14 protein-coding genes are annotated in these 17521 nt (G+C 38.8%); 7 read left to right on the forward strand and 7 right to left on the reverse strand.

Annotation, left to right across the window (positions count from 1 at the left end):
* Positions 1–26: 26 nt before the first annotated feature.
* From Q4D72_RS01365 to Q4D72_RS01375, 3 genes are all read right to left on the reverse strand, one after another.
* The gene (locus Q4D72_RS01365) at positions 27–1703 is read right to left on the reverse strand and encodes an MBOAT family protein (RefSeq protein ID WP_303075623.1); all 1677 of its coding nucleotides are present in this window, start codon (positions 1701–1703) and stop codon (positions 27–29) included.
* A gap of 18 nt (positions 1704–1721) precedes the next feature.
* Positions 1722–3218, reverse strand: a complete 1497-nt coding sequence (locus Q4D72_RS01370; protein ID WP_303075624.1) for a LysM peptidoglycan-binding domain-containing protein — start codon at positions 3216–3218, stop codon at positions 1722–1724.
* Between the two features lie 61 nt (positions 3219–3279).
* Entirely contained in the window at positions 3280–4794 is a 1515-nt protein-coding gene (locus tag Q4D72_RS01375) for a hypothetical protein (protein ID WP_303075625.1), read from the reverse strand.
* A 361-nt stretch (positions 4795–5155) separates the two neighbouring features.
* On the opposite strand from Q4D72_RS01375, the gene Q4D72_RS01380 reads away from it, so the two are divergent.
* Entirely contained in the window at positions 5156–6640 is a 1485-nt protein-coding gene (locus Q4D72_RS01380) for a cellulose synthase family protein (RefSeq protein ID WP_303075626.1), read from the forward strand.
* Between the two features lie 125 nt (positions 6641–6765).
* The gene (locus Q4D72_RS01385) at positions 6766–7329 is read left to right on the forward strand and encodes an aminodeoxychorismate/anthranilate synthase component II (RefSeq protein WP_303075627.1); all 564 of its coding nucleotides are present in this window, start codon (positions 6766–6768) and stop codon (positions 7327–7329) included.
* Positions 7330–7401: 72 nt separating this feature from the next.
* On the opposite strand, the gene Q4D72_RS01390 is transcribed toward Q4D72_RS01385, so the two are convergent.
* From Q4D72_RS01390 to sufB, 3 genes are all read right to left on the reverse strand, one after another.
* Positions 7402–7986: a DJ-1/PfpI family protein gene (locus tag Q4D72_RS01390; RefSeq protein WP_303075628.1), complete on the reverse strand. Its 585-nt coding sequence runs from the start codon at positions 7984–7986 to the stop codon at positions 7402–7404.
* A gap of 208 nt (positions 7987–8194) precedes the next feature.
* Positions 8195–8506: a membrane-binding protein gene (locus tag Q4D72_RS01395; protein WP_303075629.1), complete on the reverse strand. Its 312-nt coding sequence runs from the start codon at positions 8504–8506 to the stop codon at positions 8195–8197.
* Between the two features lie 1149 nt (positions 8507–9655).
* The gene (gene sufB, locus Q4D72_RS01400) at positions 9656–11116 is read right to left on the reverse strand and encodes a Fe-S cluster assembly protein SufB (RefSeq protein WP_303075630.1); all 1461 of its coding nucleotides are present in this window, start codon (positions 11114–11116) and stop codon (positions 9656–9658) included.
* Between the two features lie 283 nt (positions 11117–11399).
* Between sufB and Q4D72_RS01405 the strand changes: the two genes are divergently transcribed.
* From Q4D72_RS01405 to pdxH, 5 genes are read left to right on the forward strand one after another with little or no spacing between them, the layout of a single operon-like run.
* Positions 11400–11762, forward strand: a complete 363-nt coding sequence (locus tag Q4D72_RS01405) for a VOC family protein (RefSeq protein ID WP_303075631.1) — start codon at positions 11400–11402, stop codon at positions 11760–11762.
* Positions 11762–12079: a ribonuclease Z gene (locus Q4D72_RS01410; RefSeq protein ID WP_303075632.1), complete on the forward strand. Its 318-nt coding sequence runs from the start codon at positions 11762–11764 to the stop codon at positions 12077–12079. Before Q4D72_RS01405 ends, Q4D72_RS01410 begins: the two co-directional genes overlap by 1 nt.
* Positions 12080–12095: 16 nt before the next feature.
* Positions 12096–13007, forward strand: coding sequence for a ribonuclease Z (locus tag Q4D72_RS01415; RefSeq protein WP_303075633.1), 912 nt, complete (start codon positions 12096–12098; stop codon positions 13005–13007).
* A 12-nt stretch (positions 13008–13019) separates the two neighbouring features.
* The gene (locus tag Q4D72_RS01420) at positions 13020–13796 is read left to right on the forward strand and encodes a Fic family protein (protein ID WP_303075634.1); all 777 of its coding nucleotides are present in this window, start codon (positions 13020–13022) and stop codon (positions 13794–13796) included.
* A 45-nt stretch (positions 13797–13841) separates the two neighbouring features.
* Entirely contained in the window at positions 13842–14489 is a 648-nt protein-coding gene (pdxH, locus tag Q4D72_RS01425; protein ID WP_303075635.1) for a pyridoxamine 5'-phosphate oxidase, read from the forward strand.
* 103 nt (positions 14490–14592) lie between these two features.
* On the opposite strand, the gene Q4D72_RS01430 is transcribed toward pdxH, so the two are convergent.
* Positions 14593–17505, reverse strand: a complete 2913-nt coding sequence (locus tag Q4D72_RS01430; protein WP_303075636.1) for a glycoside hydrolase family 3 N-terminal domain-containing protein — start codon at positions 17503–17505, stop codon at positions 14593–14595.
* Positions 17506–17521 lie beyond the last annotated feature (16 nt).

Consider the following 17521-nt stretch of genomic DNA (forward strand, 5'->3'; position numbering starts at 1 on the left):
TAATTAACTTGCTGGTTATTAGTTTTTTAAAATTGAAAATAAATAAAGGGTTGTGCGCCACTGGAAGCCGTTGCAAAAACAACCCAGAAAACTAGTGCGATGATGAGCGATTTTACCAAAAGAGGCGATTTTTCAAAGAAAATTTTTAGCTGATTATTCAGTTTTATCGGGAAGAAATGCCAAACAAAACCGATGAGCATCAGTAAAAATACATTTTGGTATCCTTGTGCGATGACCGTCCATTGATGCCAATCAAACGTGATGTTTTTGATGTTGTGAATCATATCCAAAGCGATGTCAAAATCTTTTGCTCGGAAAAAAATCCAGCAAAAAGCCACGAAATGGAACGTGATTAACACAAAAAACGGTTTTAAAACGGGAGTTGCCGTATGGTTTTTCTTGTCAGGAAAAAATTCAAGAAAGGTTTTGTGTACGGCTAATGCCATTCCGTGTAAAGCTCCCCAGACGATGAAACGCAGGTTTGCCCCGTGCCAGAGTCCGCCGAGCAACATCGTGGTCATTTGGTTGAAGTTTGAGTGCAGGGTTTTCTTTCGGTTTTTACCTATTAATAATGATAAAACAAAAACGAAAACGCTTGAACCTGCGATGATTATCGGGATTTTTGTGGTTTCAATTTGCCAATAGCCCCATAGCAAAATGGAAGCGAAAAATATCGTCGGGAAAAAATATCCCCAAAAAGAACCTTTTCGGTTGCCACCCACCGAGATATACAAATAGTCTTTGAGCCAAGTGGAAAGTGAAATGTGCCATCTGCGCCAAAATTCGGTAATGTTTTGCGACTGATATGGCGTTCGGAAGTTGGTAGGCAGGTGAAAACCCATCAGCAACGCCAACCCGATTGCCATATCGGAATATCCCGAAAAATCACAGTAAATTTGCAGTGAATATCCATACACAGCCATTAAATTCTCAAAAGCGGTGTAGTTGTTGGGAGCATCAAAAACCCTATCCACAAAGTTTAATGAAATATAATCTGAGATTACGGCTTTTTTCAGTAATCCGCCGATGATGAGGAACAAAGCCAAAGAGGTTTCTTGTTTGTTGAGTTCTATCTTTTTGTAAATCTGCGGAATAAAATCTTTTGCGCGAACGATGGGACCGGCTACCAATTGCGGAAAAAAACATACGAAAAAGGTAAAATCCAAAAAGGATTTTGCAGGCTCTATTTCACGGCGATACACATCAATGGTGTAACTCATCGTTTGGAACGTATAGAACGAAATCCCGATGGGAAGCACAATATCTTGAAGTGCTAAACTGCCCTGAAACAGGGTGTTAAAGCTGTCAATCAGGAAGTTAGTGTACTTGAAATAGCCCAAAAAACCTAAATTGGTTGCCATACTTGCCGCCAGAAATAATTTTCGGGTTTTGGGGTTTTGACTTTTATGAATTTTTCCGGCGAAGTAATAATCTATAATTGAGGATATTATGAGCAATACAAAAAAATGCCCTCCTGCTTTGTAGTAAAAAAACAGTGAAAACAGCGTAACGTATACCGTACGGAAATGAGCGTGCTTTTTGGTAAGAATATAAACCAAATAAAAAACCAAAAACATACCCAAAAACAGTCCGCTACTGAACAGCAACGGGTTGCTTGAATCGTAAGTAAACCAGCCTTTTACCTGTTCAGAAGTGAATGTTATGTTTTCGGAAAGCCAATTCTGTAAGTCTGTTGCACTCAATGTTTTAATATCTTGGTTTTAGTTGATGATTTTTGTTTTCTCGTAGTTGTTAATCAGTGATTGAAAGAATAAAAATCCTTGTTCTTCGTATCCGCTTGCGGTGTAATGTATGCGGTCTCGGGCTATGAGATTTTGGTTTATCAATCGTGTCATTGTGTCGTCTCCGCCCATTGCCTTGTGCAAATCAAAGGTAGCGTACTCGCCTGTTATTGATTTGTTAATGAGAGTGTTGGCGTAATTCGCGGGATATGGATTAACATCTTGTTTTTTGAAAAGCGATGGCGGAGGTGTGGTCAAAATGATTGGTAACTGCCCATAATTGGCACGAATTGCCTCCATAAAACGCTCGGTTTGTGCGTAAAATTCTTCCGCAGACCATTTTCCAAAACTCTCGTTTGTGCCTAATGAAATGATAATTAAGTCAGGTTCAAGGGCTTTGAGTTGTTGGAAAAACAATTGCGATTTGTTGTAATCAGAAAGGCGAACGCCATTAACCCCGATATTATGGTAAATGATGCCGCTTTTGTTGTTTTCCAGCACCAATCCGTTTAATGAAAAATGATTGTTTTGCGGATTTGGAGTGAGGTAAATTCGGTCTGAAACGTTTAGATTTTCATACATATAATATGTGAAAACCGAATTTGGAGTGCTGATAATGTTAAAGTTAGTCATATCTACGGCTTGGGGTTCCATTTCCGTAGTTGGGATTTTTAATGTGGAGCCAATTTTTATCTTTGTGGTTTTCAGTTTGTTTGCCTGCTGGATTTTCGTAACCGTTGTTTTGTGTTTTTTGGCAATGGCATAAAGGGTTTCACCTTTTTTTATTTTATGTGAGATGCTTTTGGGTTGGCTAGGTTTTAGCGGAATGGTTCCGTTGCTGGTGGCTAACTCAAACATTTGCTGATTGTTAGGCGTGATTATTTTTAGTGTATTGAAGTTGTATTCTTGGTTTTTCACTTCAATTTCAATCAAGAAATTTTTATTTCGGGTGGTAAACGAATAGCCCGAAAGCCCGATGTTGCTAAAATCTTTGGTTTCAGTAATTTTTTGATTTTCCCAAGCGATATTTGACGAAAAACGAACGTTGCGCCCGCCGTTAGTTCTCATAAGTGAATACGGAAAAACGAAGCCTAAGCCGGCATTGCCGAATTTGCTTTGCAATTGTTGGCGGATTACGTTTGTCATCGCATCGGCTTGAATGTGTGAGTCGCCAATGTGTACAATGTTGATTTTACGATCGTTAAAATTTTCCAATCCGTTTAGTTTTTCAAAAAAAGGCAATAGCACTTCGTAGTTGTGCATATTGTCAAATTCTGACGGAACTCGTTTGGAATCAGGTGTTTTTAAATCTTGATAAGCCACTTGATGGTATGCCATATCCACGGGGGAACTGCTGCTTACAGCCGGAAAATTTCCTGTTGGCAAAACATTGGCTTCGGCTGAAAGCGCCCCGAAATAAAACGAGAGAACAGCCGATGACAAGGTAATAAACCCAATTATTTTAGTGCTTTTCATTTTTTATTTTTTTTGTGTTTTTGTTGTGCTGCAATTCATTAAGGGTAGCTGATGGCAAAAATCATTCCGTTTTTTCTTGTAATGGTACGGAATCTTTGGGCGTAGGCAATGAATCTTGTATTATTTTTATGTTTGTCGTGTCTTTTTTAATGTGTAAACTATCAGGTTTTTCTCTTTTTATGGCTTCATTTACAGTTGGTTGTGATTTTATTTGATTGTGTTTTTTTCTGTTTAATGATTTAAAAATTTCGTATTCGTTAATGAGTTCCTGATAGATGAGTTGAGCTATTTTTCTGGAACCGCGTGCATTAAAGTGGGTGTAATCTTTGGTAGCTAACGAAGGTTCCCCTTCAACCCATTGAACCATAGAGTTTTCACCTCCCATTAATTGGTAAAGATTGATAAATCCGGCTTGGTTGTCATCGGCATACTTTTTTTGTGCGTTAATAAGCGGAATTACAGCCAAATCGGTTTTCATTTCCATTTCGTATTTCGTTGATTTGTCGGCAGTTGAAATGATTAATATTGAAGCCTTCGGGAAACAGCGTTTGATTTGCTCCACTACTTTGGTCATTCCTTTTACGTACCACGAGTAATTTAAACTGCCGTGATTCAGCACGTTTGCTCCAAAGTGTAACACAATCAGGTCGTACCGCCCCAATGCTTTGTCAAATTCCTGCATTAGTGCGGGTTTTAACAGTGAAAGTGGAAGTCCTGAATTTCCTCTGCTTGAAAAATTGTCAATATGAACGCCTTTTCCGTTGCCTGAATTAACGCCATAAAACGGAATGGAATCAGCGTTTAAAAAACGTAATTTGATGCTTTTTACGTTGTTTTCGGCAAGTTTTAATGTTTTTAGTAGTTTGTTGGTAATTAGTGGTTTAACTATTTTGGTGGTGTCTCCATTGTACGAAATTTCCACCGAGGCATTTGTGTTTTCAGAAGCCCCGTAAAATAAAACAGGCGAATAAATTTCAGTGATGTGCTTCAACGCATAAGGCTTGTACTCAACCCAAACGGCTTTACCGGCATTTTTCACGAATGAAACCCGCCCGCTAACGCCAAACGGATATTGTGGATTTTTGGTGTTTACAAACGATTGTGTTTTCCAATTTTGGGAATAAGAATGCCGCATACTAACCCGCGTTGCAGCCGATTCGGAGGTGATGGACGCAAACCCGACTCCCAATCCGCCGAAAGCACTTTGGAAAAGAGAACGCAAATCTTGCACAATAAAATCCCCGTCCGTCATCGAATCACCAAAATAACCAATACGAACGCTACCTTCACCCGATGTTTCCAATTGTTGAAGTCGTTCAAAAAATGCTTCCAAATTTTTGTGGGTTTGGCTGTGTATAAGGGTGTCCAAAACCGTATTTATGGCAAGTGAATCGTTGGTAAAAGTAGTTTCTTCTTTGGTGATGGCTTCAAGCATAAGGCTGTCTACCAGTATGTTAGTTGTGGGCTTGGTTGCTTCGGGAAAAATACGTTTCGGCAAGACATTTTTTAGCCCCACAAAAAGTAGGGCTGCCACTAAAAGAATAAAAAAGGCTTGCGTAAAATAAGATTTATTCACGTATGAATCGTTTTTTTCGGGGTGCAAAAGTAATCATTTCTGTCAATTCCGCAAGTTGGTTTTTAATAGTTTTTCCGCATAATTATATTATTGTGTAGCAATTCGTTATTTTTTGATTGGTTCAAAGTACAAATGTTACGACGAAATTTAAGGGCATAAAATTTTTATATTTTTTTAATGAGTTACAAAATTTTATTTGTAAGTGCTTGTTTTTCATATTGTCATTCTGTTTTTGCTGATGGAGAAAGGTGTTGTTTGCCGTTATTTTTTTTCTGATTGTTGAAAAAATAGCTGTTAAATTTAATTGAGGGATAAAAAAATACGCTATCTTTGCCCAATATTTACAAACACACTGATAACTATGGGAATAATAGTTAATTACGCCATTATTGCGGTTTATTGCTTGGCGTTGCTTCTTATTTTTTTGTATAGCCTTTCAATGTTAAACTTATTGGTTAATTATTTGAAACACAGGAAACAAAATGATGAGGCGCCGCGTTTCAATTTGCTTGAACCAAAGGAAATTCCGTATGTAACCATTCAACTTCCGTTGTATAATGAGAAGTATGTGGTGAAGCGTTTACTCGAAAATATCGCACGAATTGAATATCCGAAAAACAAATTGGAAATTCAAGTTTTAGACGATTCCACTGATGAATCGGTTCAGGAAACGGCTCAAATTATTGAAGAATTACAAAAAACCGGGTTGGACATTCAGCACATTCGCCGAACTGACCGTAAAGGCTTCAAAGCCGGTGCTTTAAAAGAGGGAACAGCCATTGCCAAAGGAGATTTTATAGCCATTTTCGATGCTGATTTTATGCCGCAATCCGATTGGCTGAAAAAAACCGTTATCTATTTCAAAGACCCTGAAATCGGTGTGGTACAAACCCGTTGGGGGCATATCAATCGTGATTATTCCATTCTTACTAAAATACAGGCACTTGCGCTTGATGTTCATTTCACGTTGGAGCAAGTGGGACGCAACTCAAAAGGGCATTTCATCAACTTTAACGGAACGGCAGGTATCTGGCGTAAAGAGTGTATTTACGATGCCGGAAACTGGGAAGGTGACACCCTAACCGAAGATTTGGATTTGAGCTATCGCGCACAGCTTAAAAACTGGAAATTCAAGTATTTAGAAAATGTAGAAACGCCGGCTGAACTTCCGGTGGTAATCTCTGCGGCGCGCTCACAACAATTCCGATGGAACAAAGGTGGCGCTGAGAATTTTAGAAAATCCGTTTCACGTGTGCTTGCCGCTAAAAATATCGGACTGAAAACCAAATTCCACGGCGTGATGCATCTTTTAAACAGCTCAATGTTTTTATGGGTTTTCGTAGTTTCAGTGTTGAGCATCCCGATGCTTTATATCAAAAACACGTATGGGCATTTGGGCTGGATTTTCCAAATTACGAGTTTCTTCATTATCAGTACCGTAATTTTGTTTGTCTGTTATTGGGTGACGTACAAGAACTTACAAGGAAAAACCTTTGATGACTTTTTGAGTTACATCAAGCTCTTTTTCACCTTCTTTTCGGTGGCGCTTGGTTTTTCGTTTCACAATACAATTGCCGTGCTTGAAGGACATACAGGGAAGAAAAGCGAATTTGTGCGTACGCCTAAATTCAACATCAATGCCCTCTCCGACACTTGGAAAAACAATAAATACATCAACACAAAACTGTCGCCCAATATGATTTTTGAGTTTATGTTGATGGTTTATTTCATTTTTGGCTTGTACAGCGCCGTGAGGCTCAATGATTTTGGTATGTTCCCTTTCCATTGTATGCTGACTTTGGGCTTTGGGTTTGTTTTCTTCAAATCATTGACTTCAAAAGCGTAACTTTGTAATTTGTTTTCATTTTTAAATAATTTAAATTAATTGGAAAAGTGTTTCGCAAGAGGCACTTTTCGTTTTTTTACCACTATTTTAAACAAATATAACCGATTGATTCTTACAATAAGCAGATGAAAAACGTACTGGTGATTGATAATTACGATAGTTTTGTGTACAATTTAGTGCACTACTTGGAAGCACTTGATTGCAAGGTGGTTGTCAGGCGAAACGACCTTGTTACACTTGATGAGGTGAACGATTTTGAGAAAATATTGCTCTCTCCGGGACCCGGTGTGCCGGAGCAGGCGGGTTTGCTCAAAGAAATCATTCGAAAATATGCGCCTTTTAAAAGCATTTTCGGAGTTTGTTTGGGGCAACAGGCCATCGGGGAGGTTTTTGGCGGGGAATTGGTTAATTTACATCAGGTATATCACGGAATTGCCACGCCTGTAACGCTTTTGGAAGATGATGTACTCTTCAAAAATATGCCCCGAACCTTCAACGTGGGGCGATATCACTCGTGGGTGGTGAAAAATTCGTTGCCCGAGGTGTTAGTAGCCACATCGGTTGATGAAAACGGACAAATAATGTCGCTTCGGCATAAAAAATATGACGTTCGGGGCGTGCAATACCACCCTGAATCCGTTTTGACACCCTTAGGAAAGCAAATCTTACAGAATTGGATTGAAAATTAACGCTTTTCCTTATGTATTTGGGCGAAATATATTTCGCCCCTACATAAAAATACGCCATTCCTCTTTTATTGATTAAGCAAACATATCATTTTCTTTGTCAGAATTCCAGACGTATTCAATATGCGTGGCGATTTGCTGTGCTTTCTCTTGCCCGAGTCTGTCTGCCACAAAAGCCAAAGCCATATCAATCCCTGCGGAAACCCCTGACGAGGTGTAAAACTTTCCGTCCACCACCCAGCGGGCTTTTCGCTTCCAACAAACCTCAGGAGCCATTTGCAGTGCCCAATCAAAAGCCTTTTTGTTGGAAGTTGCTTCACGATTGTTGAGCAATCCTGTTTTGGCAAGCAATACGCTACCCGTACAAATACCTAAACAAAATGAAGCTTTTTCCACAAATGAAACAAGCGTTTCTATAAAAATGGAATCATCAACCAGCCTTCTTGTTCCTTGTCCGCCCGGGATTACTAAAATGTCCGTAGGCTTGGCTTCCGTTATTTTCTGTGTGATAATTTGTGTTCCCTGTTTGCTTGTTACAATCCCTCCGTTGATGGAAAAATATTTCAGATTGAATGTTTCTACCTTGCCCAAAATCTCCACAGGACCAAACAAATCTAACGTTTCAAAATCGTCAAACAGCAGTAGGTTTATATTCCTCATATGATCACATTTAGATATTTTAGTAATGAAAGGGAATTGCAATCCGCCCCTACACGGATACTATTTGTCCCGTGTTGCGAATCACATTGTACGGACGAATTGCAATCTGCCCCTACACGGATACTGTTTGTTCCGTGTTGCGAATCACATTGTATGGGTGAATTGCAATTCGTCCCTACATTAATACTATTAGTAATATCTTATAAAACTACTTTTTATCCTCAATGCCAAACTCACGCCACTGACTTTGCGGGAAATCCATCTTGGTTCGTTTCTTAGCAATGGATTGTTTTTCAGCAAGCAGTTTGAATTCCTTGTCAAAGGCTTCTGTTTTTGTCTTTAAATCAGCTTTGAGCTTTTCTTGCTCACTATTTAAGGTTTCTACCTTGTTTTTCAAGGATTCCAACGTATCGATGAAAGCCTCATCGATGCCTGCGGGTAGGTTATCCTTGTGATTTCGAAGTCCGTCAATCATTAATTTGATTGCCTTGATGTTCTCTGCGTACGATTTACTTGCCATAATCTAAAAAGTTATTAAGTTAATATTTCGTTTATGATAACAACATTTTTAAGTGTTACTTCTGATGTTGTTTCAGAAAATATAGAAGCAAAAATCAAGCCAAAAATAATTCATTTTCAAATTTTTATAAACAGAGTTATTCACAGTTTGGATTTTTATCAAGATGTTTTGATATTATTTTATATTGAATGATGTATTTTTTAGGCAAAAAATATTTCACACAAACACATATGTGTTATATTTTATGTTGGAAATAGCATCGTAGGGGCGAATTGCAATTCGCCCTTACACAGATTGATGTTGTTTTATATTGGATTATGTATTATTCGGGCGAAAAATGTTTCATCCCTACACGTATATGTTATATTTTATATTGAAATGTGTATCGTAGGGGCGAATTGCAATTCGCCCTTACACAGATTGATGTTGTTTTATATTGGATTATGTATTATTCGGGCGAAAAATGTTTCATCCCTACACGTATATGTTATATTTTATATTGAATGATGTATTGTTCGGGCGAAATATATTTCGCCTCTACACGTGTATACTATATTTTATATTGAAATGTGTATCGTAGGGGCGAATTGCAATTCGCCCTTACACAGATTGATGTTGTTTTATATTGGATTATGTATTATTCGGGCGAAAAATGTTTCGTCCCTACACGTATATGTTATATTTTATGTTGGAATATGTATCGTATGGGCAAAATGTTTTTTGTCCGTACACATTGTAATATCATTTTATATAAAAAAATATATTTTACAGATAAAAAATCATTGTTTTTTACATAAAAATATTCAATATCTAATGGATTTGATTCAAAGGCACGTGGATTTTGTTTAAATTCAGATAAAAAATGATGTTTTTTATGTTGAAATGCGAATCGTAGGGGCAAATTGCAATTCGCCTGTACACGTGTTGATGTTATTTTATATTAAATGATGTATTGTACGGGCGAAAAATATTTCGCCCCTACATAAAATGTTTTTGTTTTATATTGGAATGCGTATCGTACGGGCGAATTGCAATTCGTCCCTACATAAATATACACAAAAAAGGACGGAATATATTCCGTCCCTACAAAATATGTATATTATCTATCTTCCTTTTTGAAAAAGATTATTGGGTGTCGAGCCTCTCGACCTAACCGACACTTCCTTCCAAAGAGATTTCCAACAATTTCTGAGCTTCTACGGCAAATTCCATTGGGAGTTTGTTTAAAACCTCCTTGCTGAAACCGTTTACAATCAGGGCGATGGCTTTTTCCGTGTCGATGCCTCGTTGATTGCAGTAGAAAATTTGGTCTTCCCCAATTTTGGAAGTCGTTGCCTCGTGTTCTATTTGGGCAGTCTTGTTTTTTGCCTCGATATACGGGAAGGTATGAGCCCCGCACTCGTTGCCCATCAAAAGGGAATCACACTGCGAGAAGTTTCGTGCATTCTCGGCGTTTGCTCCAACTTTCACCAATCCTCGGTATGAATTTTGCGATTGTCCGGCAGAAATCCCTTTGGAAATAATGGTTGAACGGGTGTTTTTTCCTAAATGAATCATCTTCGTCCCGGTGTCCGCCTGTTGGAAGTGATTGGTAACGGCGATGGAGTAAAATTCCCCAATCGAATTATCACCTTTCAGCACACACGAAGGATATTTCCACGTTACGGCGGAACCTGTCTCGACCTGCGTCCAAGATATTTTGGCGTTCTTTTCACATAAACCGCGTTTGGTTACAAAATTGAAAACCCCTCCTTTACCATCTTTATCCCCTGGGAACCAGTTCTGAACGGTTGAGTATTTTATCTCGGCATTGTCCAAAGCAATGAGCTCCACTACGGCAGCGTGTAATTGGTTTTCGTCACGTTGCGGAGCGGTACATCCTTCAAGATACGACACGTAACTACCTTCATCGGCGATTACCAGTGTACGCTCAAACTGCCCCGTACCTGCCTGATTGATACGGAAATATGTCGAAAGTTCCATCGGACAACGAACGCCCTTCGGTATGTAACAGAACGACCCATCGGAAAATACCGCCGAGTTTAGGGCAGCATAAAAATTGTCGGTTCGTGGTACTACCGAGCCGATGTATTTTTGCACAAGCTCGGGGTGTTCTTTGATGGCTTCGGAGATGGAACAGAAAATGATTCCTTTTTCTGCCAAAGTCTTTTTGAAAGTTGTTGTCACCGAAACGGAATCCATCACGATGTCCATCGCAACAGGAGCAACGCCCGTGAGACGTTTCTGCTCTTCGATGGAAATTCCCAGTTTGTTAAAGGTTTCTAAAAGTTTGGGGTCTACTTCGTCCAAACTTTCATATTGAGGTTTTTGTTTGGGAGCGGAATAATACGAAATGTCTTGGAAATCAGGTTTTTCGTAATTTACATTTACCCAATGCGTGGGTTCTTCCATTTCCTTCCAAGTGCGGAAGGCTTCGAGTCGCCAATTGGTCATCCACTCGGGTTCGTTTTTCTTTTTTGAGATTGCGATAACGATTTCCTCGCTCAGCCCCTTAGGAAAGGTTTCGGCCTCAATGTCGGTGTAAAAACCGTACGCATATTCTTTGGTTTGCAGCTCGTCGCGCAAGTCGTCTTCTGTGTATTTTGCCATTTTACGGTGTTTTTTTGTCTGAATTTGTTTTAAAGTAAGTGATTAAGGGTGCAAAAATATAAAATTTTTGGTTAGGTTGTGGGCTAAGTGTCAATTTTACGAATTTTTATTTTTTATTTGGGGTTTTTATGCTGATTATGAGTTGTTTTACAAAGAATGAAAATCATTGCCAGATTGGTTTTCTGAATTTGTAAATAAATAATTTTGATGAGATGTTCGGAAAATTATTCTGTTTTTTTTAACTTTGCTGAAACTTTGTGAACTTCAAAAAAGGTGATTAGAAATGAAGAATATCAAAAAAATATATGCTTGTTGGGCATATGTGAGTGATTTGGAAGCTTCAAAAAACTTTTTTGAGAGTCTTGGTTTTGTGTCGAAATTTAGGCAAGATGATTGGATAGAATTTGATTTGGGAGCTACTTCGTTTGCCATTTTAAAACGTCCGCCGGAAAAAGGAAACGTCGTACCACAGAAAACGCGTATAATGTTTGAAGTTGAAGATATAAAACGGATGTTCAGTACTTTGGTAGCCAATAATGTAAGGATTATAGGAGACATTCGTGATGAACATTACGGAAAATTACTAACATTTGAAGACCTTGATGGCAATTGGTTTGAATTTTTTGAAAATAAAAGTAAAAGATAATGAAAAATAGTAAAGTTATAACACTTTCAAAAGCCGAATTGGCTGATTTTGCAGCTGATTTTAAGAATAATGAACAGTGGAAATCCTTCCATTTGATTTTGGATTTACTTTCGGTTAAAGATTTGGAAAACAAAGATTTAAAACCCTTTGTGGAGCTTTCCAAATATCATAACAAGAAAAATAAAAAGTCCATAGTAATTGTAAATGATGAAATTACATATGCCGATATTCCTAATGAGGTGAATGTAACACCCACATTACAAGAGGCTTATGATATCATCGAAATGGAAGATATTCAACGTGATTTAGGGTTTTAATCAGAAAAAATATTTTGTGGAATTAACAATTTTAGGTTGCCATAGTGCCACGCCACGTACCAATGCTCGTCCGTCTTCGCAGGTTTTGGAAATGCGCGGACATTTGTTTTTGATTGACTGCGGGGAAGGTACGCAAATGGCACTTCGTAATGCAAACGTCCGATTTTCAAGGATTAAGCACGTTTTTATTTCGCACCTGCACGGCGACCATTTTTTCGGGTTGCCAGGGCTGATTTCCACTTTCCAACTTTTGGGCAGAGAAACCGATTTGCACATTTACGGACCCAAAGGCATCAAAGAAGTCATTTTGTTGCTGTTGAAATTGGGCGGAGCGTGGTCGTCTTTCAAAATATATTTCCACGAATTGGAAAGTGCTGATTCTGAACTTCTTTTGGAAGATGAGAAACTTTTGGTACGCACCATTCCGCTTCGGCATCGCGTGTACACCAACGGATTTTTATTTCAAGAGAAACAAACCGAACGCCGTTTAAACATCGATGCAATTCAAAATTACGGCATACAAATCTGTGATTATCAGAATATAAAAAATGGAAAAGACATTCTGCTTGAAAACGGAAAACTTATCAAGAATGAGGTTTTGAGTTTTGAACCTATCGCTCCGCAAAGTTATGCGTATTGCAGTGATACGCTGTATTTTGAGGCGTTGGCTGACGAAATTCGGGGCGTGCGGGTGCTTTACCACGAGTCCACTTTTTTGCAACAACACAACGATTTGGCTCAAAAAACGATGCACTCCACCGCTTGGCAAGCCGCCACGATTGCCCAAAATGCCCACGTCGAAGCCCTTATTTTGGGGCATTATTCGTCCAGATATTCCGATAAAAAATTGTTTTTAAACGAAGCCCAAACCGTTTTTCAAAATACATTTTTAAGCGAAGACGGAAAGAAATTTGTTTTTCAGAATTAAAAGTAGCGAAAAATGAAAAATAAATTACAAATAATCCCCATTGATTTGCTTGACGACTATTTGCAACAAGCTCCCAAAAACTTACGTGAAGCATTTGAAACATTGGAAGACGCTGATATTTCGACAGATATATTCAGTTTTTACGTTTCGGTTTCGTCGGTCTACAGCTCTAAAATTGAGGGTGAGGAAGTGGAATTGGATAGTTACGTAAAGCACAAAAAATTCGGAATAGCGTTTTTGCCTGATTACACCAAAAAAATTGACGACCTTTACAACGCTTCGATTTTTGCAAAAAACAATGCGTTAAATCTTGAAAATGTGTCGAAAGCACACGCTTTGTTGAGCAAACACATTGTAAATCCGGCTTGGCAGGGAAAATTTCGCCATCAGCATATGTACGTCATCACGCCCAACGGAAAAATCGAATATGTGGCAACACCACCCGACAAGGTTGAAACGGAAATTAAAAAACTTTTCAACGATATTGAAATTTTATTAAAAAGCGAACTAAGCATTGCCGAAGTATTTTATTTTGCGGCGTTTATCTATTTGATTTTTGTAAAAATTCATCCGTGGAACGACGGAAACGGAAGGTCGGCAAGGTTACTCGAAAAGTGGTTCTTGGCTCAAAAATTAGGACATAAAGCGTGGTTTATTCAAAGTGAAAAAATGTATTATGACAAACACGAAGCGTATTATGAAAATATTCGCTTGCTGGGCTTGGAATATTCCGAATTGGATTTTAAAAAATCATTACCTTTTTTACTGATGTTACCGACTTCGATATAAAAATCAGAATATTAGATAATTAAGAAAAAAATAATTTTGATAAAAGTGGAAAAAGATTTAAGCAATTACCGAAAAATTTACCAAAAACGCGAATTGTTGGAGGCGAACATTCCGGATAATCCGTTGCAATTGTTTCAAACTTGGTTTTACGAAGTGGAAGAAAACGGCGGCGTTGATGAAACCAATGCGATGACGATTTCGACCATTGGGCAGGACGGATTCCCAAAAGCTCGTGTGGTGCTGCTGAAACGTTATACGCACGAGGGATTTATTTTCTATACGAATTATGAAAGCGAAAAAGGCAAGGCGATGGCTCAAAACCCCAATGTGTGTTTGTCTTTTTTTTGGGCGAGTATGGAAAGGCAGGTGATAATCAAAGGAATAGCTGAAAAACTGGCAGAAAATTTGTCGGACGGATATTTTGAATCGCGTCCGTTGGGCAGCAAACTCGGGGCGTTGGTTTCTCCGCAGAGTGAGGTTATTCCCTCGCGCGATTTTTTGGAAAACAAATTGCAATTGCTTGAAAAACAATATGCTGACTCGGAAGTTGCTCGTCCTGCGTATTGGGGCGGTTATTTGGTCAGACCACAATCAATAGAATTTTGGCAAGGGCGACCCAATCGTTTGCACGACCGTATTCGGTACTCATTAACAGAGGATTACGACTGGAAAATAGAGCGTTTAGCACCCTGATTTTTAGCAATGTTTCCGATGATTTTAAATCCTAAATTGACGTAGTTCAATTATTTTGAAAATATAAAAAACATTAAAAAAGTCCTTGATAATCAAGGATTTTTTATTTTATGATGGAATTATATACAATTCGCTGTATTTTAGGGCGAACGCTTTCTTTAATAAGCAGGTTATTTTCGGCTGTGGGAAAAGTTCTGTTGGATAAAAATACGATAACAATCTCATTATCAGGGTCAGCCCAAGCGTATGTCCCCGTGAAGCCCGTATGCCCGAAGCTTGACATCGGTACGCAACCACAAGTGGGACCATCGCCTTCAAGTTGCGGTTTGTCAAATCCTAATCCCCTGCGGTTGTTTTCATTACAGAACATACAGGTATTGAACAAATTAACTACTTGAGGTTGTAAATACCATTGCCCGCCGTAATACCCTTTTTGCAAAAACATTTGCATCATTTTTGCCACATCATCGGCGTTACCGAAAAGCCCTGCGTGTCCGCCCACACCGCCCAACAAGGCAGCTCCTTGATCGTGAACGTATCCGCGAATTTCTTGTTTTCGGAAAGACGTATCCACCTCCGAAGGCGCAATTTGTCCGGACGAAAAATGTTGTAACGGAAAGTAAGTCAGGTGATATGCTCCCATACTTCGGTAAAAATCCCTCTGAACCACTTCGGCAAGTGAGGTTTTTGATTGCTTCTCGATATATTTTTTGAAGTAATAATACGGAAGGTCGCTGTACAGATATTTTTTTCGTTTTATCAAATCACACTGGTCGATTCGTTTGAAAATTGTGTCGGTATAACTTTTTCTTATATACAGATTTTTAGCTACTTGTACTGAAAATTCATCCGTTTGTGTGGTGTTGTAAATCTCTTTAAGCGGTTTTTTTTGTGCATCTAAGGTTTTTAAATAAAACGGAATCCACGACGGAAATAAAGCGTAGTGTGACAGCACATTAGCCATTTTCATATTGCCTTTGTTGGTGTTTTTCAGTTCGGGCAACAAGTCTGAAAATGTGGAGTTTATGTTAAAATCTTCTTGGGCATACATCTTCATCAGCTCGGGGAGTGTTGCCAGAATTTTGGTAAGCGATGCCAAATCATAAATGGTATTGTCTTTCACCAAATTTTTTTCGTTGTAATCAAGCGTTCCGAAATTTTTCCGATAGATGATTTTTCCTTGTTTGGCGACCAAAATTTGCATTCCGGGAGCCATTCTTTTGGCAAGAACAATTTTAGCGATGCTGTCAATGCCCTCCAATTTTTTTGAGTTAATCCCGACACTTTCAGGAATTCCGTAAGAAAGACGACCAATTTTTGGGGTGCTTATCGAAGTGTTTACAGGCAATTCAGGGTGAGCCGAAACCGGCAAAACGCCTTTTCCTTCAATGGCACCGAAAATAAGTTGTGCGGTTTTTTCCTGAGCCACTTTGTGATTTTGGTACGAAATAACGATACTTTCAATGTTTTTAAGATTTTTCACGTCAAGCAACGCATACGGACGCGTAAAAATGTTCAAAATAACTTTCTTTTTCTTAGCGATATTTTCAAGCCAAAGCAACTCATTTTGCGTGAATTTATAAGCGTCCCAAGGGGTTTTGTCGGGTTTGTGCAGACCGATAATTACCGTTTCAAAAGGCTCTAAGGCATTGATTAGCTGTTCGTTTGATTTTGGTTCTATGATTGCCACATCGGCATACTTCCGAAGTGCGGTGTAAAAAGCCCAACCGCTGTCATTTCCAAATTTTACGTATGCAATTCGTTGTTTGTCAAGTTCTTTCAGCGGAAGCAGTTTGTCGTCATTTTTGGCAACGGTCAAAGCGTTCTCAAAAATTTCTTCCAAAAGCAAATCATCTTCAAGGGTATGTAAATTTTTGTAGATATCTTTCTCATTTAAAGGCGTATAGCTTTGCAACCCTACTTTATATTTTGCCATCAGGATTTTTTTTACGGAATACGCCAATCGTTCTTCCGTAATTTTGTTGGTGTTGTGGGCTTTTTTGATGGCGTTGAATCCTTTGATTACATCACTGGGCATCAGTAAGATATCGTTTCCTGCCAGAAAAGCGGCAACCTCCACTTCACCTACGGGCAAATATTCCGAAACGCCTTTCATTCCGAGGGCGTCGGTAAAAACAAGTCCGTCAAATTGCATTCTATCTTTCAGAATATCAGTAATAATATGATGAGAAAGCGATGAAGGCAATCCTTTTTTTGATTCCAATGCAGGGATGTTCAAATGCCCGACCATCACGCTGGCAACGCCGTTTTTGACAAGCTCACGAAACGGATACATTTCCACTTCATTGAGCCTATCCGATGAAAAATCAATCAGAGGCAGGGTTTTGTGTGAGTCTTTTGAGGTGTCGCCGTGACCCGGAAAATGCTTGGCACTGCCCAACACGCCGGCGGATTGCATTCCTTTGGTGAGGGCAATTCCTTTGAGAGCCACGTTTTGCTTGTCTTCCCCGAACGAACGATTTCCGATGATGGGATTTGCCGGATTGGTGTTGATGTCGATATCCGGAGCAAAATTAAACTGCATTCCCAACTCTTTGCAATGCTTCCCGATACGAAAACCTGCTTTTTCAATGATATTATTGTCTTTCACGGCACCCATCGTCATATTCCAAGGGTAAGCAAAAGTGGAATCCAGCCGCATTGCCAAACCCCATTCGGCATCCATCGACATAAAAAGCGGAATTTTTGACAACGATTGGTACTCATTGGTAAGTTTTGCCTGCCGTTTAGGTCCGCCTTTTGAGAAAATGATGCCTCCGATGTGATATTTTTTGATTAATTCTTTGACGAATTCGGTGTTTTTTGTTTCGATTTGGCTTGAAAATACTGAAACCATAAATAATTGTCCGATTTTTTCATCCAAAGACATATTTTTATAGGTTTCTTCTACCCATTTTTGTTGTTTTTCCGGATTTTCAGCAAGCAACGGATTTATTTTCTGCGAAAAAATGTTTTGGAAAATAAAAAATAAAATAAAAGTATATACGTACTTCATTGGCGTATTCTGATTT

The sequence above is a fragment of the Capnocytophaga sp. genome (assembly GCF_030532915.1).
GTDB lineage: Bacteria > Bacteroidota > Bacteroidia > Flavobacteriales > Flavobacteriaceae > Capnocytophaga.